We start from the raw sequence: 17,518 nt of genomic DNA, 5'->3' as shown, positions 1-17,518 counted from the left end.
CGGCTGCCATTCCACGGGAATAGAGCCCCGCGGCCCATCGCACAGGTTGACGTCTGCCCCGCCAGCCCGTTGGATGCGCCCGCAAACAGGGGCTTCTCATGACGTTTTCCAGCATCTTTGCGCAGTTCGTTGCGCTTCTCGGCGGCATCGCGCTGCAATGGCGGAAGCTGTCAGGCACCGTGCCTGCGCCGGCCTGGGGCCAGTCGCCCGCGATTCCCGAAGCAAAACCGCAAGGCGCCATTCCGACACTGAAGATGCCGACGGCGCGGGGCTGGAGCGAAGGACAGAAGCCGACGGTCGCACCCGGGCTCAAGGTCAATGCGTTCGCGACCGGCCTCGACCATCCGCGCTGGATCGAGGTGCTGCCCAATGGCGACGTGCTGATCGCGGAGGCGACGCAGATCGCGGGGGCGCCGCGGTCCGTGTTTCACTACGCAATGCAAGCGACGATGCGGCGCGCCGCCGCGCTCGGCGTCAGCGCCAACCGCATCACGCTGCTGCGCGACAAGGATGGCGACGGCGTCGCGGAGTATCGCGGCGCGTTCATGGAAAACCTCAGCCAGCCGTTCGGCATGGCGCTGGTCGGCGACACCTTCTATGTCGGCAACACCGACGGCGTGATGGCCTTCCCGTACGTGGCGAATGCCGATCGCATCACCGCGCCGGGCAAGCGCCTCACCACTTTCAAGCCGAGCGGCCACTGGACCCGCAGCCTGCTCGCAAGCCCCGACGGCAAGAAACTCTATGCCGGCGTCGGCTCGCTCAGCAACATCGGCGAGATGGGCATGGAGGTCGAGGAAGGCCGCGCCGCGGTCTACGAGCTCGACCTCGTCGCCGGTACGCACCGCATCTTCGCCGCCGGCCTGCGGAACCCGGTTGGTCTCGCCTGGGAGCCGACGACCGGTGTGCTCTGGACCGTCGTCAACGAGCGCGACGGCCTCGGCGACGAAACGCCGCCGGACTACCTGACCTCGGTACGCGACGGCGGGTTCTACGGCTGGCCCTATTGCTACTGGGGCAAGACGGTGGATGACCGCGTGCCGCAGGATCCGGCGATGGTCGCCAAGGCACTCACGCCTGACTACGCGCTCGGCGGCCACACCGCCTCGCTCGGCCTGTGCTGGATGCCCGCGGGCACGCTGCCGGGCTTCCCCGACGGCATGGCGATCGGCCAGCACGGCTCGTGGAATCGCAGCACGCTGTCCGGCTACAAGCTTGTGTTCATCCCGTTCGAGAACGGAAAGCCTTCGGGTCCAGCACGCGACATCCTGTCCGGCTTCCTCGCGCCGGACGAGAAAGAATCCTACGGCCGTCCGGTCGGCGTCGTGATCGGTCCCGACAAGAAATCGCTGCTGATGGCCGACGACGTCGGCAACGTGATCTGGCGCGTGACGGGCGCTTGAAAGTTACGTCCCCACACACAACGTGGCGCGCTGCTTGCGGAGCAGCGCGATCACCGACAGCGCCGTGATCAACCCGGTCTTGGGATTCTCGGAGGGGATGTTCTCGATTGACATCGAGAAGCGCGCCGAATCCGCCTCGACCTCGATGCGGTGAACATTGCGCGTCACAGTCGGGTCGGCCCAGATTTGCACCTGGGTGCGATCCGGCCCGACGCCCGCGAGCGACAGCGCGACCGCGACGTTGAGATTGGCCGGAAAGCCTTTCGCTGCCTCTCGCGCGGTCCCCTCGAACAGCTTGAGCGGCTCGCGCAGATTGTCGATATCGATGTTGTTCTGGACGATGAACGGCGCGCCCTTCAAGCCGTCGATCGGCTTGCGCGTCACCATCTTCACCGAGTGAATTGTGCCGATCGCGGCGGCGTTGACGGCGTCGAGCCCGATCAGCGCGCCGGTCGGCACGAGGATGCGGCCGCCATTGGCCCGGGCGAGATCGACGAGATCAAAATTGTCGAGCAGCCCACCGACGCTGACAACGACCGCGGCCCTGCCGCGTTTCACCGCGGGCTCGACGATCGCGCGGAGTTGGCTGCTCGGCGCGCACTCCACCACGATATCGGCGGCGTCGCCGAGCTGGTCGAGCGGCAGTAGGGATGGCGGACGACGCAGGCTGCCGAGCAATTTCTGATGCTTTGCAGGATCGCGCACCGCCACGGCGGAGAGCGTCAATCCCTCGATGCCCTGATCGAGCGCGGTCGCGATCTTGGTGCCGATCGAGCCGAGCCCCGCGACGGCAACCCGCAATTCGTTCGAAGCTGTCCGTTCAGCCATCGCATCACCCCTCTCGCCAAGTCGATGTCATAGCGCCTCAGGCGTCGCGCGCATAGCTGCGCAGGCGCGTCTCGAGCACGGAGAGCATTGCGTCGCGGGCGGGGTCGCGCGAGCCGCGCAGCCATGCGGCAGCGAGCGGCAGCCGGCCGACGGGCCCGATCTGCTTTGGCCGCAGCGGCACGAAGCGCACGCCTGACACCGCCATCCGCATGGTCCAGCGCGGCACGATCGCGACCCCGAGCCTGGTTGCGACGAGATTGATGATGGTCTGCTTCTCGTCGGCGACCTGCACGACGCGCGGCGTGAGGCCTGCCTGCTCGAATAGTCTTATCGTGAGGTCGTGGCTGTGCGGCCGCGAGCGACGATCCGGCACCAGCATCGCCTCCTCGGCGATCTCCGCCGGCGTGATCGACTTGCGTTTGGCCAGCGCGTGGCGCTGCGGGAAGGCCACGATGGCTGTTTCCTGCAGCAGATCGCGGAATTCGAGCCGCTTGTCCCGCTGAGCCGGTGGACGCACGAAGGCAAGATCGAGCGCGCCGGTCAGGATCTTCGGCAGCAGCCGGACGGTCTTCTCTTCCAGGAGCTGCACTGCGATATCGGGATGCTTTGCGCGAAAATCGCGCAGCAGCGCCGGTAACAGCCCCGCCGCGGCACTGTCGATGGCGCCGACCCGGAGTTTTCGAGCAGCCCCCGCGCGCGCGCGATTGCGCAGGTTGGTCTCGACCGCCTCGACGCGGGCGAGGATGGCACGGGCATCACGCAGCAGCGTCACGCCATCTTCCGTCAGCGACACCGCACGCGTCGTCCGCGCGAACAGCCGCGTGCCCAGATCCTGCTCCAGCAGCCTGATCTGGCGGCCGAGCGCGGAGGGCAGCATCTGGAGATGCTGCGCCGCGCGGCCGAAATGCAACTGCTCGGCCGCCGCCACGAAGCATCGCAACTGATGCAATTCCATCCACCGGTCCTCTGATCCTGTGACGGGATTATATCATTTTTTTGTATAAACCAGCGCCGATTGAGTCCCGGCCCCTTCCCCGCCTAGGTTCGCTAGCGTTACGCAACCCCACCGACATCTGGACGGAGCCCTTCATGCGTACCCATTCGATTGCAGCGATACCGGCGGACGGCATCGGCCCCGAGGTCATCTCCGCCGGCGTCCGCGTGCTGGAGGCGCTGGCCAACCGCAGCGGTGACCTCGCCTTCAACATCAAGACCTTCGACTGGGGTTCGGACTATTACAAGAAGCACGGCGTGATGATGCCGGCCGACGGTCTCGCGGAGCTCAAGAAATTCGACGCGATCTATTTCGGCGCGGTCGGTGTGCCCGACGTGCCCGATCACATCACGCTGTGGGGCCTGCGGCTGCCGATCTGCCAGGGCTTTGACCAATACGCCAATGTGCGGCCGACCAAGATCTTGCCGGGCGTCGCCTCGCCGCTGCGCAATGTCGGCGTCGGCGACCTCGACTGGGTGATCGTGCGCGAGAATTCCGAGGGCGAATATGCCGGCATGGGCGGCCGCGCCCACAGGGGTCTCCCCGAAGAGGTCGGCACCGAGGTCGCGGTGTTCACCCGCGTCGGCGTGACGCGGATCATGCGCTACGCGTTCGAGCTGGCGCGGTCGCGCCCGCGCAAGTTCCTGACCGTGGTGACCAAGTCGAACGCGCAGCGCCATGGCATGGTGATGTGGGACGAGATCGCCGCCGAAGTCGCGGCCGAATTCCCCGATGTGACCTGGGACAAGATGCTGGTCGACGCCATGACGGTGCGCATGACGCTGCATCCGAAGAGCCTCGACACCATTGTCGCGACCAATTTGCACGCCGACATCCTCTCCGACCTCGCCGGGGCGCTGGCGGGCAGCCTCGGCGTCGCGCCAACCGCCAATATCGACCCGCAGCGCCGCTTCCCCTCGATGTTCGAGCCGATCCACGGCTCGGCCTTCGACATCACCGGCAAGGGCATCGCCAACCCGGTCGCGACGTTCTGGACCGGCGCACAGATGCTGGAGCATCTGGGCGAGAAGGACGCGGCGGTGCGGTTGATGGCGGCGGTGGAGCGCGTCTGCGCGGCCGGCGTGCTGACGCCCGATGTCGGCGGCAAGGCGACGACGAAGGACGTGACCGATGCCGTGATCGAAGCGATCCACGGATCGAACGTGTAATCCGAGCTACGTCAGCGGGAGGCGCCAGGGTTTCCGAAAAATTTTGAGCCCCCCTCTTGAAACCAAAACGGGCTTTTTTTATTTTTCCGCTGCCGCCGAGAGGTGGTGTTCCCGACGCCTGTAGGGTCGGGAAGCTGAGACGGGCACCGGTCGTGTCCGGTGTCGTTCGTATCCATTTTGCTCCTTGGAGGATCTGGCTATGCGCACTTACGACTTCTCTCCCTTGTGGCGTTCGACCGTTGGCTTCGACCGCCTTTTCGACCTCGTTGAAACGGCACAGCGTGCCGGCGAGGACAACTATCCTCCCTACAACATCGAACGTCTCGGCGAGGATCGCTACCAGATTTCGCTTGCGATTGCGGGTTTCTCACCCAACGAGGTCGCGGTGACGGCCGAGCAGAATGCGGTGACCGTCGAGGGAAACAAGCCGGACAGAACCGAACGCGAGTATCTCTACCGGGGCATTTCCGCGCGACCGTTCAAGCGGCAGTTTAACCTGGCCGAGTATGTTCAGGTGCACAGCGCCTCGTTCGAGAACGGCTTGCTCAAGATCGAACTGGTCCGAGAAATCCCTGAAGCCATGAAGCCGCGGCGGATTGCCATCAATGCCGCGCCGTCCGGCAACGTGCATCAACTCGAGGGCAAAGCCGCCTGAATTCGGTCTGTCGGAGACCCGGTGATCCCGCCCGATCGTCGGGCGGGATCGGCCATGGCCTTCGATCGCGTACCCGAATGCAAGTCAGAGGTTTTAGAGAAAGGAGGAGGACCTCTCATGCTCGATCATGCCGACAACATCATCGATCTGAACGCGATATTGCACCCTGGCTCCGTCTATGATCATCCCCGCGACGTCATAGCCGATCCAACTTTGTCGATCGGCGAGAAGCGCGCGATCCTCGCGTCCTGGGCTTCGGACGCAGCCAGTGTCGCCTCGAGCCCGACATTGCGGGAGCTGCCCGGCTCGGACAAAGCCGTCACCATCGACGAAATTCTGGAAGCGCTCGCGAGCCTCGACCACCATCCGAAGGGCCCTCCGGGCGGCAAGCCGGTCCGCACGCGATCCGTCGAACGAACCGGCCTCGCAGCCTAGGCAACGACAGCTCAACGGGGATTGCGATGATGCTTGATGAAGAGCTGGCCTTGTTGCGCGGCCACCGCAGCAACATCAGCCGCTATCAGCGGTTGCTCAAGACCGAGCTGACCGAGTTCGAACGGCGGTTCATCGAGAGACGTGTGTCCGAGGAGCGCTCGGCGATCGAGAAGCTCGCCGTCTCCGCCTTTCCGCTCACCTTTCAGGCTCCGAGCCGGGCGATGGGGAACGCCACCACGCGCCTGACGGCGAGCCGGCACGGGTGATCGACATGCCCGAACACCTCCCGACATTCGAAGTGTTCCTGAAGAAGTGCGGTCGAAGGACATGGCGATGGCGTGTCTGCACGACGGAAGGACGCCTGGTCATGCACGGCTTCGAAAATGGCCGACCCGCTGCCAAATATGCGGCTGACAGGGCCTTGTTTATGATGCTTCTCGCCGCGCCCTATCGCCCGGCGGGCCGGGCTTCCGCCACGGCTCGCTCCTCCTTGGCGACACCCGCATCAAGATGGCTGCCGCGGCACAAGATGCGTGAATGACAGGTGCCGCGAGGGATGGTGCCTGCATCAGCCCATCCCGACCATCTCCGTTGCTGACTGCTTACCGCCGTCCCGGCGGCGGGTTCGCCATAGCGGCTGTCGGCTCCGGCGGCGTCAGGTGGCGTGGAACGATGATGGACTGGCCGGGGGTGAGCGTCGCGTTCTCCGGCAGCGAGTTGCTCTGCGCCAGCGACCACAGCGGCACGCGATTGGCTGCCGCGATGCTCTCCATGGTGTCGCCGCGGCGCACCGGTAGCCGCACGCCACTGTCCCACAATTCGACCAGCGTATTCGCCGGCACGAGATAACGCAGCGGCACGGCATCCACCTGCGTCTGGGGCGGAATGCGCGGCAACTGCGTGACCATGTCGACGATCTGACGGTGGATGTCGTCGGACTTCTCGATGTTGATGTGGCTGACCCGCGCGTTCTCCTTCAGGTCATAGCTCGCATAGTGACCGCGATAGCCCGGCACCGCGACCACGTTGCCGCCGCCAAGCACGCTGTCGGAGAGATAGATGTTGATGAAGCGCTCGACATTGAGCGGCACGTCGCCGGTCGCATGCGCGGGATCGATGGTGATGACGAGGCTGATCGGGATGTTCTCCTTGGCCGCCATCTCGGAGATGACGATCGAGCAAAGCCCGCCCATCGAATGCCCCATCAGCACGATCGGCGCCGGCGCTTCCTTGTAGCTGGAGATCGCACGATCGCCGATCCATCGGCAGATGGTGAATTCATAGACGTTGGCCGAAAAGCCGGCCTGCGTCAGCTTCTCTTCGAGCCGGTCCATGCCGGTGGAGAAGAACGGCCCCATGGCGCCACGGAACAGGTAGATCTTCGGCGGCGGCAATGGCTCGAACGGTGGGGGCGGCGGCGCGGCGGGTGCGGCCGCGACGGGCTTCGTCTTGGCAGGTGAGGCAGCGGTCGTCCCGGTGCTCAAGGCGAGCAGCGCAACGGCTGCCAGCGCGAGAAGTCGCCTCAAATCGATCATCAGTCCAGCAGTCCCACTCCGGGAGGCTGCAGCCTCCCCCAAAGGCGCTTAGTGACGGTCGATTGGGTGGAATTTGGGGCACGGAACCGGGGCTCGATCCGCGCTCATTCCAGCATCTCGCCCCCCAATCACTGCATGCTCTTGAGCCTGCTGCGGTGTGCGGCCTGTTTCGCGCGGTTGCCGCAGACCGCCATGATGCACCATCGTCGCGCGCGTCTGCGCGTGTGGTCAGCGAACAGCATGGTGCAGTTGTGCCCCTCGCACGCCTTGACGTTCGAAAAATCCTCGTCGCAAACGAACTTCGCCATGGCCTCGCCAACCGGCAGCAATAGCGCCTCCGGCGATCGCCAGCGCCGCCTCATTGGCAATGCCAGAGCGCCGCCATCGGCATGGCCCGGCTCGATCCGGCTGAACGCTTCGTCGCGCTCCAGCAGGCTGTTCAACGGATCGAGCTCGCGCAATGCATCCGTCGTGAGCGGTCGGCCTGCATGCTTGCGCACGAAGCCCCTGAACCATTCGCGCAAGGCGCGCGCCTGATCCGCAACCTTGTCCAGCTCGTCCGGCGTGGCGCGCGCCGTCAGCGCGTGCAGATCATCCGCGGGCACCAGCTTCGCCTGCGCCAGCCAGTCGATCAGGCCATGACCATCATCGATCCAGTCGACCGGCGTATCGAACGGCGTCGCCACCGAGTTGAGGAAGTCGAGGCCGAGAGAGTCGGCGATGAACATGGCGGGCGGGCGGTCCATGAGCGGTCCTTGGCCGGTCGGGAGCATGGACTCAGATAACCTGATAGAAAGACGTTGACAAGTTACGGTAAGGGAACGTAACCTATTATTAGGCAATTTAGTGGTTACTAAGATGGAGAATGTCATGGCCGCAATCGCGTACCGCACCGCGGATGTCGAGGGCTTCAAGGGGTTCTATCGCGAGGCCGGTCGTGTCGGAGCGCCAAAACTCCTGCTGCTGCACGGCTTCCCCAGCGCAGGCCACATGTTTCGTGACCTCATCCCGCTGCTGGCGGACAGGTTTCATATCGTGGCGCCCGACCTTCCCGGCTTCGGCCAATCCGACATGCCTTCGCGCGAAAGCTTCCGTTACACGTTCGACAATTTCGCGCGCGTGATCGAACGCTTCACCGAAATGATCGGCTTCGACCGTTTCGCGGTCTACGTTTTCGATTACGGCGCGCCGACTGGTTTCCGGCTTGCGCTCAGTCACCCCGAGCGGATCACGGCAATCATCTCACAGAACGGCAACGCCTACGAGGAAGGGCTCAGCGACGACTGGACTCCGCTCAAGACCTATTGGCAGGATCCGTCGCCGGCCAATCGCGACGCGCTACGCGCGCTCCTCACGCCGGAAGCGACGCGCTGGCAGTACACGCATGGCGTCCCCGATCCGATGACCGTGTCACCGGACGGCCAGAACCTCGACAATTTCTACCTTGCGCGCCCGGGCTCGGACGACGTGCAGCTCGACCTGTTCGGCGACTACAAGAGCAACGTCGCGCTCTATCCGGCCTTCCAGGACTATTTCCGCAAGCACACGCCGCCGTTCCTCGCGGTCTGGGGCAAGAACGACCCATTCTTTATTCCGCCCGGCGCCGAAGCGTTCAAGCGCGATAATCCGAACGCCGTGGTGCAGTTCTTTGACACCGGTCATTTCGCGCTGGAGACGCACGCGAAGGAAATCGCGGACAGCATTCGTACCTTCCTGACGTAACGGGGGCTGTCCTCCGCGAGAGTTACGCCGCCAGGCTCTGCTGAGCGCGGAATGCGCTGATCGCCATATGGACGAGATGCAGCTTGCCTTTGACCGCCGGCGATATGTCGAAGGGATACGCATCGCTCATCCCGAGCGAGCGGTTGAGTTCGTTGATGCTGCGAGCAAGCGGCATCCACAGTGCCAGGAGTGCCTCGAAGTCGCTCTCGAGATAGGGATCCGTCAGGGTCTGCCGGGCGCGCTCGTCCAGCGCCAACGGCAAACCTGCCAGCGAGTCGAGCGTCGACACGATATGCAGGAAATGCGCGAACGTTTCCGCCCAATCCTCCCAGGGGTGGGACGTGGCGTACTCGCTGATGAAGCCGCTTCGGTCGTATGAACGATCGGCGCGGCTGTAATAGGAGTTGATCGCGGCCTGATAGTCCTGCGCCTGGTCACCGAAGATCAGCTTGAACGGGGCCTGGAATGTCGTGCCGTCGACGAGCAGGTCCCAATAGAAGTGACCGATCTCGTGCCGGAAATGCCCGAGCAGCGTGCGGTACGGCTCCCGGAACGCCACGCGGCGAGATTCTCGTTCGACATCGTCGGCCTCCGCAAGGTTGAGCGTGATCAGGCCCGAGAGATGCCCCGTCACGATCGGACCGACCTCGTCCGAAAGAATGTCGAAAGCCAATTCTGCGCCGTTGCGCGATGCGAGCGGAAGCTTGAGGCGACTGAGATCATAGAGAAGACGGCGCTTGGCTTCCTCCATAAGGCGCCAGAGCATGATGTTTCTGGTGCTGCCGAGGTTTGGAATTGTGCGCGTGAGGCGGCACGAGCCGCAATACCAGTCCGCGCCCTCGACACACCAGTTGCAGCCGATGATCTCGCGGTTACGGCAAGATTGATGGGATGCAAGCCTAGTCATCTCGATGCGCGAGGAGTCGAACGCCAGCTCAGTGCTGCAATTCGCGCACGCGATGTGCTCGAACGAGACAGGATGGCGGCATGACGGGCACTGAAAGATCTTCACGTGGACTGGCCCCAGACAGACGGCACACCGGAAGGCCGGCCTGTCAATTCGAGGAACTCTTGCACTTCGAGGAACTCTTGCGGCCGTCGCTGTTGCCGGCGAGCAACGCACGCTGCGTCCGCAGCGCGTGCTGTCTTAACAAGCCGGCTCGCGTCGCGCTCAACTGGCTCGATTGAGGCTGCGGCTTTTTCTCAAGGACATTTTCGGAAACAGGCCGACCGGCCCATATCCGCTCGGGCTGAACCGCCATGGGGCCGACGTTTCGTCCGCTTGTCATGCTGTAACAACACCAGATCGTACGCCGAGTTCCCTTCCTCGACCGGCGGGTGATCGAGCTTGGCTTGTGCAGATACGACAATGCCGCCGTCGGCGTGACGGCGGCATTGTCAATTCACCTGCTTGCGGCGAACGGCTTAATTCCGGGGAGCCGTTGCCGCCGCCGAGCGCGCCGACCTGGGCGCGCCGGGTTCGGCAACCGGAGCCGGTGCGCGCGAGCGCATGATTGCGGCGTCGATCTCGGCAATCACGCGGCGCTGGATCGCTTCGTTCTTGTCGATCGAGATGTGGCCGACGCCGGAGCCGCGGACGTCGACATTGTCGAGCTTGCCGCGAAAACCGTCCGCGCGCTTCACCGGCTCGCCGGGGCCGTCGCCGATATAGATGTTGATGTAGCGCTCCGCGCCGGTCGACAGCTTGGTCTTGAACACGGAGTCGAGCCCGATCGCGAGTTTCACGGGCACGCCGAGACGGTTGAGCTTGGCGATCATGTCTGGCAGCGCAGTCGCGCCGGAGGAGTGCCCGACCAGTACGATGGTCTTGAGCCGGCCGGCCTTGTAGGCGGTCGCGGCCTCATCCGCGAGCGAGGACCAGGACACGAAATTCGCCACGGTCACCGGGATGCCCTGCGCCTGGAGCCGGGCGCCGATCGTGTCGAGCCCGAGCGAGAAGATGTTGAGCACGCCGCGGAGCAGGTAGACATGCGTGGTCGCGACGGCAGCCTGGCTTGGCGCCGCCTTGGCGGTGGTCGGGCTGATGGCAACAGCTGACAGCAGGAGCAGGCCCATCGCCCAGGCACGGAGGGCGGACAACTGGCTGACGCCAGCGGTGTGACGGCCGTTCGGTCTCATCGATCTTTTCCCTGGGAATATGCTTCGGCCGGAATCGTAGCCATGGCCTGCTCGCAGACGCAACAAAGAGCCGCGTGAACGACGATCTTAGCATCAAGCCGTGACCATCGCGCAACACTTGCCCGAAACCTGCCAGGGAAGGAGCTGTTTCGAGGCCATTTTTCTCCCGCTAATTGCAGCCGCGCAAGGGCCTTCCTATGTCAGGGCTCCGCTGACCCGCCCCTCCCGGTAGGTTCCAGCCTCCCCTCCCCAGCCTTAGCCCCTCAGACTTGCGGCCATCATGTCCTCCATCATTTCCGTCGCCAATTTGTCGAAGACCTATGGGTCCGGCTTCAAGGCGCTCAAGAACGTCAATCTCGACATCACGCGCGGCGAAATCTTCGCCTTGCTCGGCCCCAACGGCGCCGGCAAGACCACGCTGATCTCGATCATCTGCGGCATTGCCAATCCGAGCGAAGGCAAGGTCCTCGTCGGCGGCGAGAACATCCAGACCTCCTATCGCAAGGCGCGCTCGCTGATCGGGCTGGTGCCGCAGGAATTGCACACCGATGCCTTCGAGAGCGTGTGGGCGACCGTGAGCTTCTCCCGCGGGCTGTTCGGCAAGCCGAAGAACCCCGATCATATCGAGAAGGTGCTGAAAGACCTCTCGCTGTGGGACAAGAAGGACAGCAAGATCATCACGCTCTCCGGCGGCATGAAGCGTCGCGTGATGATCGCCAAAGCGCTGTCGCACGAGCCGCAGATCCTGTTCCTGGACGAGCCGACCGCCGGGGTCGACGTCGAACTGCGCAAGGGCATGTGGGAGGTGGTGCGCACGCTCCAGCAATCCGGCGTCACCATCATCCTGACCACGCATTACATCGAGGAAGCCGAGGAGATGGCCGACCGCATCGGCGTCATCAACAAGGGCGAGATCGTGCTGATCGAGGACAAGGCCACCTTGATGCAGAAGCTCGGCAAGAAGCGGCTGACGCTGCATCTGCAAGGCAAGCTCGATGCGCTGCCGGAGAGCCTCAGGCATTACGAGCTCGACCTCTGCGACGGCGGCGCGACGCTGGTCTACGACTACGACACCAAGGGCGAGCGCACCGGCATCACCAGCCTGCTCGGCGATCTCCGTACAGCCGGCATCCGCTTCAACGATCTCGACACGACGCAATCGTCGCTCGAGGACATCTTCGTCGATCTCGTGAGGGCGTCATGAACTACCGCGCTGTCCGCGCCATCTACCTGTTCGAAATGGCGCGCACCTGGCGCACGCTGCTGCAAAGCATCGTCTCGCCGGTGGTCTCGACCTCGCTGTATTTCGTGGTGTTCGGCGCCGCGATCGGCTCGCGCATCAGCCAGGTCGAGGGCGTCAGCTACGGCACCTTCATCGTGCCGGGCCTGATCATGCTCTCGGTGCTGACGCAGAGCATCGCCAACGCCTCGTTCGGCATCTACTTCCCGAAATTCACCGGCACGATCTACGAGATCCTGTCGGCGCCGATCTCCTATTTCGAGATCGTGCTCGGCTATGTCGGCGCGGCCGCGACCAAATCGATCATCCTCGGCCTGATCATCCTCGCCACGGCTGGCCTGTTCGTGCCGCTGCACATCCATCATCCGGTCTGGATGCTGGCCTTCCTTGTGCTGACGGCGGTGACGTTCAGCCTGTTCGGCTTCATCATCGGCATCTGGGCCGACGGATTCGAAAAGCTGCAGATGATCCCGATGCTGGTGGTGACGCCGTTGACCTTCCTCGGCGGCAGCTTCTATTCCATCGACATGCTGCCGCCCGCCTGGCGCACGGTGGCGCTGCTCAATCCGGTCGTCTATCTGATCTCCGGCTTCCGCTGGAGCTTCTACGAGATCGCGGACGTCAGCATGGCCGTCAGCATCGGCATGACAACGGCGTTCCTGGTGATCTGCCTGGTCGTGATCTGGTGGATTTTCCGCACGGGATATCGGTTGAAGAACTGATCCGGCCGTCATTCCGGGGGCACGCGCGCGCCCCGGAATCGCAAGCTCTACCGATAGCAGTGGAAGCGGTTGTATCCGTCGTAATAGCCGCGACACCGACGGTGGCCGCGATGGGGAATGCCGAACACCCCCTCGACCGCGCCGACGGCACCGCCGACACCGGCGCCGACCGCGCCCCCAACCACGCCGCCGACGGGGCCGGCGATCCGGTTGCCTTCATAAGAACCTTCCTGGGCGCCCCGAACGATGCCTTGGGCATGGCCAGGCTGGGGGACGCAGGACAGCGCGGCCAGAACGGCGGCGCCAGCGAAGAGCACACGGAAAGGCAGACCAGCCGGCCGAGAAGCGGCGGCGACGCAGACTTTGTTCATCTTCATTCCCAAAGGTAAAACCGGCCGCGGAAGCGGCCGGTCGAGGCAGCGATCGTCAACGCCGATGCGGCCAAATGGTTGCGCCCCGGATGGTTGCACCATTGTGATGAATTGTCGGCGTTGTGAACGCATCTCCCGCTCGCGAAAATGTCAGCGCTGCCGCTCGCTTTGCGGCACAAAGCGGCCTTGCTTACGCCGGGCGTCCCGTTAACGATGGCAATAAGGTTTGCTTTGCAGGCCGCTGGAACGAAAGCGCGATTGCAGGCATAATGCACGCCGGGGGGACGGAGAGCCGCGGCGCCTAGTATGAACAGGCCGGAGGCCACGAGTCAGATGCGTTCGTTTTTTATTGCTTTCACCTCCCTGATGCTTTTGAGCGCGGGCGCCGCGCAGGCCAAGGTCGACATCACCGTCGACAAGGACAATCAGCAGATGACCGTCGCCGTCGACGGCGTCGCGCGCTACCACTGGCCGGTGTCGACAGGCATCCCCTCGCGGGAGACGCCGAACGGCGCGTTCCGCGCCTTCCGCATGGAAGAGGATCACTATTCCAAGGAATTCGACGACGCGCCGATGCCGCACGCGATCTTCTTCACCAAGGTCGGGCACGCCATCCACGGCACCGACTCGGTCGGCCGGCTCGGCACGCCCGCCTCGCATGGCTGCGTGCGGCTGTCGCGCCAGAATGCCACCACGCTCTACGCGCTGGTGCAGCAGCAGGGCGTGCTCAACACCACGGTAACGCTGACCGGCTCGGCGCAGGTGGCGCTCGCCCGCAATCCGCGTGGCCGCAATCCCACGGCAGTGGCCCGCGCGCTGCAGCCCGCCGAAGAGCAGTACGCCACATCAGGCGATCCCGTGAACCTGACGCCTCAGGCCGCACCTGCCCGCCGCTACATGCCGCAAGACGACAACTACATCTATCCGGCCGACGGCAGCGACACCGGCGCGCGCTACCCCGCGCCGCGCGGCAGCCGCCCGCTCTATGACGCGCAGGTCTATCAGCCGCAGCCGCAGCAATACTACAATCAGGGCTACGGCCAGCAGGGCACCTACTATCAGCCGCAGCCCCGGCAGGTTTACCAACCGCGTGGCTATTACTACCAGAACTGACCTACTTGAACGCGGCGTTGCCGCGCCAGCGAATCAGGAAGCCGCTGCCGCGACGGGCGCTTGCCGCAATCGACCGCAGGAAATGGCGCCAGCCCGTGCACGGATTGGGCACCGGCCGACGCAAGGAAGCAACAGTCCACAACCTTCAACGCGGCGGCGTTCCGACCAAATTGACAACCAGGGGGTCGCCCCTATTGTCGTTCCCATTGTTTCTGGGACATGACATGACACGCGAGCAGATTTCGGATTTCTGCGTTACCGCCCTGGCAAATATCCTGCGAATTTCGAGCGACCGCGTCGATATCGGCACGAAATTCAGCCGCCTCGGCCTCGATTCGGCGATGCTGGTCTACCTGATGATGGAACTCGAGGAGAAGCTCGACCTCGAGCTGTCGACGGACGACTTCTACGACCATCCGACCGTTGAGGCGTTGTCGCGGTTTCTCGCCGACAAGCGCGCAATCCGCCCCGCCGCCTGAGGGCGGTTGAAGTCGGCGCAACCCATGGAAACCTTCCGCTCGCTCGTGGCATTGCTGGCCCGGCGTGCGGCGGAGCAGGCCGACGACCGCGCCTATGTCTTCGTCTCCGATCGCGGGACGGAGGACGCTGTCCTCAGCTTTCGACAGCTGCACGATGCCGCGGGCGCGCTCGCGTCGCGACTGACCGTGGCCGCGCGTCCCGGCGATCGCGCCATCCTGGTGTTTCCGCCCGGCATCGAATTCATGGTGGCGTTCTTCGGCTGTCTGATGGCCGGCATCATCGCCGTGCCGATGATGATGCCGCGGCGAAACGGCGCGCGCGATGCCAGCGCCGCGATCCTCGCCAATTGCACGCCGGCGGTGGCGCTGACCAATTCGGCCGTCGCGCTCCGCGGTGATTTGCGGGCACGCTTCGCGCATGAGCACATTCGCTGGATCGAGGTCGATCTCGCCGCGGCCGAAGGTGAGACAATCGAACTACCCGAGCCGGCGCCGGACGACATCGCCTTCCTGCAATACACCTCCGGCTCGACGTCCGCGCCCAAAGGCGTAATGGTGAGCCACGCCAATCTGCTCGCCAATCTCGAGATGATCCGGCTCGCGCTCGGCAACAGCCGGCAATCGACTTACGTCAATTGGGTGCCGCTCTATCACGACATGGGGCTGATCCTGAACGCGCTGCAAGCGCTCTATGTCGGCGCGACCTGCGTACTGATGGCGCCGAACGCGTTCATGCAGCGGCCGCTCGGCTGGCTGCGCGCGATCGCGCGTTATCGCGCGGAAGTGGCATGCAGCCCGAACTTCGGCTTCGATTTCTGCGTCAGCCGCTATCGCGCCGACCAGATGGAAGGCATCGAGCTGTCCTCGCTCAGGATCGCACTGAACGGCGCAGAACCGGTGCATGCGGAAACCATCGAGCGGTTCATCCAGACATTTGCGCCCCACGGCTTCGATCCGCGCGCAATGTATCCCGCCTACGGAATGGCGGAAGCGACGCTCCTGATTTCCGGCGGACGCCGTGGCGGCGGTCATGTCACACGCAGCGTGAGCCGCACGGCGCTGCAGGCGCATGCGGCGCAGGCGCCTTCCGACGCCGAAGATACACAGGTCGCCGTCGGCTGCGGGCGCCCGCTCACCGGCGAACGGATCGCCATCGTGGACGCGGACAAACGCACGCGGCTGCCCGCGGACCGCGTCGGTGAGATATGGGTGAGTGGGGCCAATATTGCCCGCGCCTATTGGCGCAACGACGAGGCGACGCGCGAGGGGCTCAATGCGCAGATTGCCGGCGAAGACGGAGCGTGGCTGCGCACCGGCGACCTCGGCTTCATCGACGTCACAGGCGAATTGTTCGTCACGGGACGGATCAAGGACCTCATCATCATCCGTGGCATCAACCATTATCCGCAGGACGTGGAGCGCACGGTGCAATCGCTCGATGGAGCTTTGCGCGAAAACTGCGGCGCGGCGTTCTCGGTGCCGGACGAGACCGGCGAAGAAATGCTCGTCATCGTCCAGGAAATCGAGCGCACCGCGCGCCACTCGATCGACACCGAAGCGATCAAGGGCCGAATTCGCGAGGCCGTCGCCGACAACCACGAACTCTCCGCGCGTCACATCGCGCTGATCCGGCCCGGCACGCTGCCGAAGACCACCAGCGGCAAGATCCAGCGCAAGCTGGCACGCAAGCTCTGGCTCGATGGCGGGTTCGAACAGCTCGGCTGAGACGATTCAGAAATCGATCTTCGCGCTCTCCCCATCGCGCAGGCTCGCATCGATCCCCTGCTCGATCTTGCGCGCGAGAATTGGGCGATAATGGATGAAGTCGGCAAAATTGGCGCGGTCGCGCGTGAGATCGTTGTCGACGCGATAGCTGATGAAATTGCTGCGCGGTCGGCCCGCGACCACTTTCTTCAGCGCGGCATCGCAGGCGCTGCGCTCCAAGGCGGCTTCCGTACCGGGCTTCGGCACGGTGGTCGCCAAGGTCGGCGGCACGATGATGACGACGGGCACATCGGCCGGCAATGCCCTGACGATATCTGCCAGCGCAGCGATCTCGGGAAATGTCGCCCGCATCTCGGCAGACGAGGCCGGCGCCGGATCCCTGGGCCAGCCGACTTCTTTGAATTGGCCCGGCGGCCAGATGTCCTCGTAGCTGACAAAGCCGTCGGGGTTCATCCTTGGTCGCCGGCCAAGGCCGATGCTGATGCGTTGAAAGGCGTGCTCGATGGCCTGCCAGGAGATCAGGCGTGCAGCGTAAGTGACGACGGTTCTGTCATAGAGCCAGTCGGGGAATGGGACGCCGCCCTCCTCCTTCGCCCGTGCATGCGTGCACCAGCCAGGGTCAGTCACGATCACCAGTGCGCCGACCTCCCGGTGATTCCGCAGGAAGAAGTCCAGCACCGCGAGTTCCTGGCGGGGGAACGCACCGGTCATGTAGAGCTGCACGAATCGCAGGCCGGTTGCGCGCGACAATTCCGCCGGCTCGATCATCTGCGCCGTCGAATTACCCAGGATCGCGGCATTGAAATCCGGATCCCGCGCGCGGCTCGCGGCCGTGATTTTGGTCAGACGATTATCGACGCCGTCGATGCCAAGCAGGCCGAGCTTGCCGCTGTCATAGGGATCGACCGCCACCATCAGTGCGAGCACCAGCAGCGCAGCCCCGATCAGCGTGCCCAGACACGCCAGCAAGCTCCGGCCCCAGCCGGGA

Annotated in this window: 19 protein-coding genes; 11 read left to right on the top strand and 8 right to left on the bottom strand. The window is 64.4% G+C overall.

Features of this window, described 5'->3' with window-relative positions; all coding sequences use genetic code 11:
- The first annotated feature begins 98 nt into the window (after positions 1-98).
- The gene (locus AB3L03_RS26465; protein WP_018454279.1) at positions 99-1,403 is read left to right on the top strand and encodes a sorbosone dehydrogenase family protein; all 1,305 of its coding nucleotides are present in this window, start codon (positions 99-101) and stop codon (positions 1,401-1,403) included.
- 3 nt (positions 1,404-1,406) lie between these two features.
- On the opposite strand, the gene AB3L03_RS26460 is transcribed toward AB3L03_RS26465, so the two are convergent.
- A complete protein-coding gene (locus AB3L03_RS26460; RefSeq protein ID WP_018454278.1) occupies positions 1,407-2,231 on the bottom strand; it encodes an aspartate dehydrogenase in 825 nt (274 codons plus the stop codon).
- A gap of 37 nt (positions 2,232-2,268) precedes the next feature.
- Positions 2,269-3,186, bottom strand: coding sequence for a LysR family transcriptional regulator (locus AB3L03_RS26455; protein WP_018454277.1), 918 nt, complete (start codon positions 3,184-3,186; stop codon positions 2,269-2,271).
- 134 nt (positions 3,187-3,320) lie between these two features.
- On the opposite strand from AB3L03_RS26455, the gene AB3L03_RS26450 reads away from it, so the two are divergent.
- The 4 genes from AB3L03_RS26450 to AB3L03_RS26435 all read left to right on the top strand — a co-directional run bounded on the left by AB3L03_RS26450 (position 3,321) and on the right by AB3L03_RS26435 (position 5,750).
- Positions 3,321-4,394, top strand: coding sequence for a tartrate dehydrogenase (locus AB3L03_RS26450; protein WP_018454276.1), 1,074 nt, complete (start codon positions 3,321-3,323; stop codon positions 4,392-4,394).
- A 199-nt stretch (positions 4,395-4,593) separates the two neighbouring features.
- A complete protein-coding gene (locus AB3L03_RS26445) occupies positions 4,594-5,049 on the top strand; it encodes an Hsp20 family protein (protein WP_018454275.1) in 456 nt (151 codons plus the stop codon).
- 117 nt (positions 5,050-5,166) lie between these two features.
- The gene (locus AB3L03_RS26440) at positions 5,167-5,484 is read left to right on the top strand and encodes a hypothetical protein (RefSeq protein ID WP_018454274.1); all 318 of its coding nucleotides are present in this window, start codon (positions 5,167-5,169) and stop codon (positions 5,482-5,484) included.
- 26 nt (positions 5,485-5,510) lie between these two features.
- Positions 5,511-5,750: a hypothetical protein gene (locus tag AB3L03_RS26435; RefSeq protein WP_018454273.1), complete on the top strand. Its 240-nt coding sequence runs from the start codon at positions 5,511-5,513 to the stop codon at positions 5,748-5,750.
- Positions 5,751-6,086: 336 nt separating this feature from the next.
- Here the strand turns inward: AB3L03_RS26435 and AB3L03_RS26430 are convergent, their stop codons facing one another.
- Both AB3L03_RS26430 and AB3L03_RS26425 read right to left on the bottom strand, forming a co-directional pair.
- The gene (locus AB3L03_RS26430) at positions 6,087-7,019 is read right to left on the bottom strand and encodes a LysM peptidoglycan-binding domain-containing protein (RefSeq protein WP_368507252.1); all 933 of its coding nucleotides are present in this window, start codon (positions 7,017-7,019) and stop codon (positions 6,087-6,089) included.
- Positions 7,020-7,147: 128 nt separating this feature from the next.
- Positions 7,148-7,765: an ABATE domain-containing protein gene (locus AB3L03_RS26425; protein ID WP_368509079.1), complete on the bottom strand. Its 618-nt coding sequence runs from the start codon at positions 7,763-7,765 to the stop codon at positions 7,148-7,150.
- A gap of 124 nt (positions 7,766-7,889) precedes the next feature.
- Here AB3L03_RS26425 and AB3L03_RS26420 point away from each other — a divergent pair, with 124 nt between their 5' ends.
- Positions 7,890-8,741 (top strand): alpha/beta fold hydrolase, encoded by an 852-nt coding sequence (locus AB3L03_RS26420; protein ID WP_368507251.1) that lies wholly within the window; start codon positions 7,890-7,892, stop codon positions 8,739-8,741.
- Positions 8,742-8,763: 22 nt separating this feature from the next.
- Here AB3L03_RS26420 and AB3L03_RS26415 read toward each other — a convergent pair whose 3' ends face one another.
- Both AB3L03_RS26415 and AB3L03_RS26410 read right to left on the bottom strand, forming a co-directional pair.
- On the bottom strand, positions 8,764-9,753 hold the full coding sequence (locus tag AB3L03_RS26415; protein ID WP_204512061.1) for a putative zinc-binding metallopeptidase: 990 nt from the start codon (positions 9,751-9,753) through the stop codon (positions 8,764-8,766).
- A gap of 413 nt (positions 9,754-10,166) precedes the next feature.
- Complete coding sequence (locus tag AB3L03_RS26410; RefSeq protein ID WP_018454268.1) at positions 10,167-10,880, bottom strand: hypothetical protein; 714 nt, start codon at positions 10,878-10,880, stop codon at positions 10,167-10,169.
- Between the two features lie 280 nt (positions 10,881-11,160).
- Here AB3L03_RS26410 and AB3L03_RS26405 point away from each other — a divergent pair, with 280 nt between their 5' ends.
- Together AB3L03_RS26405 and AB3L03_RS26400 are read left to right on the top strand one after the other, a co-directional pair.
- Positions 11,161-12,084, top strand: coding sequence for an ABC transporter ATP-binding protein (locus AB3L03_RS26405; RefSeq protein WP_018454267.1), 924 nt, complete (start codon positions 11,161-11,163; stop codon positions 12,082-12,084).
- A complete protein-coding gene (locus AB3L03_RS26400) occupies positions 12,081-12,842 on the top strand; it encodes an ABC transporter permease (RefSeq protein ID WP_018454266.1) in 762 nt (253 codons plus the stop codon). Before AB3L03_RS26405 ends, AB3L03_RS26400 begins: the two co-directional genes overlap by 4 nt.
- A gap of 47 nt (positions 12,843-12,889) precedes the next feature.
- On the opposite strand, the gene AB3L03_RS26395 is transcribed toward AB3L03_RS26400, so the two are convergent.
- Positions 12,890-13,213, bottom strand: a complete 324-nt coding sequence (locus AB3L03_RS26395) for a hypothetical protein (protein ID WP_085349135.1) — start codon at positions 13,211-13,213, stop codon at positions 12,890-12,892.
- A gap of 333 nt (positions 13,214-13,546) precedes the next feature.
- Between AB3L03_RS26395 and AB3L03_RS26390 the strand changes: the two genes are divergently transcribed.
- From AB3L03_RS26390 to AB3L03_RS26380, 3 genes are all read left to right on the top strand, one after another.
- Positions 13,547-14,326 (top strand): L,D-transpeptidase, encoded by a 780-nt coding sequence (locus AB3L03_RS26390; protein ID WP_368507250.1) that lies wholly within the window; start codon positions 13,547-13,549, stop codon positions 14,324-14,326.
- Positions 14,327-14,550: 224 nt separating this feature from the next.
- On the top strand, positions 14,551-14,805 hold the full coding sequence (locus AB3L03_RS26385) for an acyl carrier protein (RefSeq protein ID WP_018454262.1): 255 nt from the start codon (positions 14,551-14,553) through the stop codon (positions 14,803-14,805).
- 24 nt (positions 14,806-14,829) lie between these two features.
- A complete protein-coding gene (locus AB3L03_RS26380; protein ID WP_368507249.1) occupies positions 14,830-16,530 on the top strand; it encodes a fatty acyl-AMP ligase in 1,701 nt (566 codons plus the stop codon).
- Positions 16,531-16,536: 6 nt separating this feature from the next.
- On the opposite strand, the gene AB3L03_RS26375 is transcribed toward AB3L03_RS26380, so the two are convergent.
- Positions 16,537-17,499: a hypothetical protein gene (locus tag AB3L03_RS26375; protein WP_018454260.1), complete on the bottom strand. Its 963-nt coding sequence runs from the start codon at positions 17,497-17,499 to the stop codon at positions 16,537-16,539.
- Between the last annotated feature and the right edge of the window lie 19 nt (positions 17,500-17,518).

Source organism: Bradyrhizobium lupini (assembly GCF_040939785.1).
In the GTDB taxonomy this organism is placed as follows: Bacteria; Pseudomonadota; Alphaproteobacteria; order Rhizobiales; family Xanthobacteraceae; genus Bradyrhizobium; species Bradyrhizobium canariense_D.
The sequence above is the reverse complement of the archived record's forward strand: the minus strand, read 5'-3'. Positions and strand labels throughout refer to the sequence as shown.

Excerpts from the sequence above, each read along its gene's own strand:
- AB3L03_RS26405 (WP_018454267.1), top strand. The coding sequence starts at position 11,161 with ATGTCCTCCATCATTTCCGTCGCCAATTTGTCGAAGACCTATGGGTCC.
- AB3L03_RS26440 (WP_018454274.1), top strand. The coding sequence starts at position 5,167 with ATGCTCGATCATGCCGACAACATCATCGATCTGAACGCGATATTGCAC.
- AB3L03_RS26435 (WP_018454273.1), top strand. The coding sequence starts at position 5,511 with ATGATGCTTGATGAAGAGCTGGCCTTGTTGCGCGGCCACCGCAGCAAC.
- AB3L03_RS26455 (WP_018454277.1), bottom strand. The coding sequence starts at position 3,186 with ATGGAATTGCATCAGTTGCGATGCTTCGTGGCGGCGGCCGAGCAGTTG.
- AB3L03_RS26420 (WP_368507251.1), top strand. The coding sequence starts at position 7,890 with ATGGCCGCAATCGCGTACCGCACCGCGGATGTCGAGGGCTTCAAGGGG.
- AB3L03_RS26465 (WP_018454279.1), top strand. The coding sequence starts at position 99 with ATGACGTTTTCCAGCATCTTTGCGCAGTTCGTTGCGCTTCTCGGCGGC.
- AB3L03_RS26445 (WP_018454275.1), top strand. The coding sequence starts at position 4,594 with ATGCGCACTTACGACTTCTCTCCCTTGTGGCGTTCGACCGTTGGCTTC.
- AB3L03_RS26430 (WP_368507252.1), bottom strand. The coding sequence starts at position 7,019 with ATGATCGATTTGAGGCGACTTCTCGCGCTGGCAGCCGTTGCGCTGCTC.
- AB3L03_RS26385 (WP_018454262.1), top strand. The coding sequence starts at position 14,551 with ATGACACGCGAGCAGATTTCGGATTTCTGCGTTACCGCCCTGGCAAAT.
- AB3L03_RS26390 (WP_368507250.1), top strand. The coding sequence starts at position 13,547 with ATGCGTTCGTTTTTTATTGCTTTCACCTCCCTGATGCTTTTGAGCGCG.
- AB3L03_RS26380 (WP_368507249.1), top strand. The coding sequence starts at position 14,830 with ATGGAAACCTTCCGCTCGCTCGTGGCATTGCTGGCCCGGCGTGCGGCG.
- AB3L03_RS26460 (WP_018454278.1), bottom strand. The coding sequence starts at position 2,231 with ATGGCTGAACGGACAGCTTCGAACGAATTGCGGGTTGCCGTCGCGGGG.
- AB3L03_RS26410 (WP_018454268.1), bottom strand. The coding sequence starts at position 10,880 with ATGAGACCGAACGGCCGTCACACCGCTGGCGTCAGCCAGTTGTCCGCC.
- AB3L03_RS26400 (WP_018454266.1), top strand. The coding sequence starts at position 12,081 with ATGAACTACCGCGCTGTCCGCGCCATCTACCTGTTCGAAATGGCGCGC.
- AB3L03_RS26395 (WP_085349135.1), bottom strand. The coding sequence starts at position 13,213 with ATGAACAAAGTCTGCGTCGCCGCCGCTTCTCGGCCGGCTGGTCTGCCT.
- AB3L03_RS26425 (WP_368509079.1), bottom strand. The coding sequence starts at position 7,765 with ATGGACCGCCCGCCCGCCATGTTCATCGCCGACTCTCTCGGCCTCGAC.
- AB3L03_RS26450 (WP_018454276.1), top strand. The coding sequence starts at position 3,321 with ATGCGTACCCATTCGATTGCAGCGATACCGGCGGACGGCATCGGCCCC.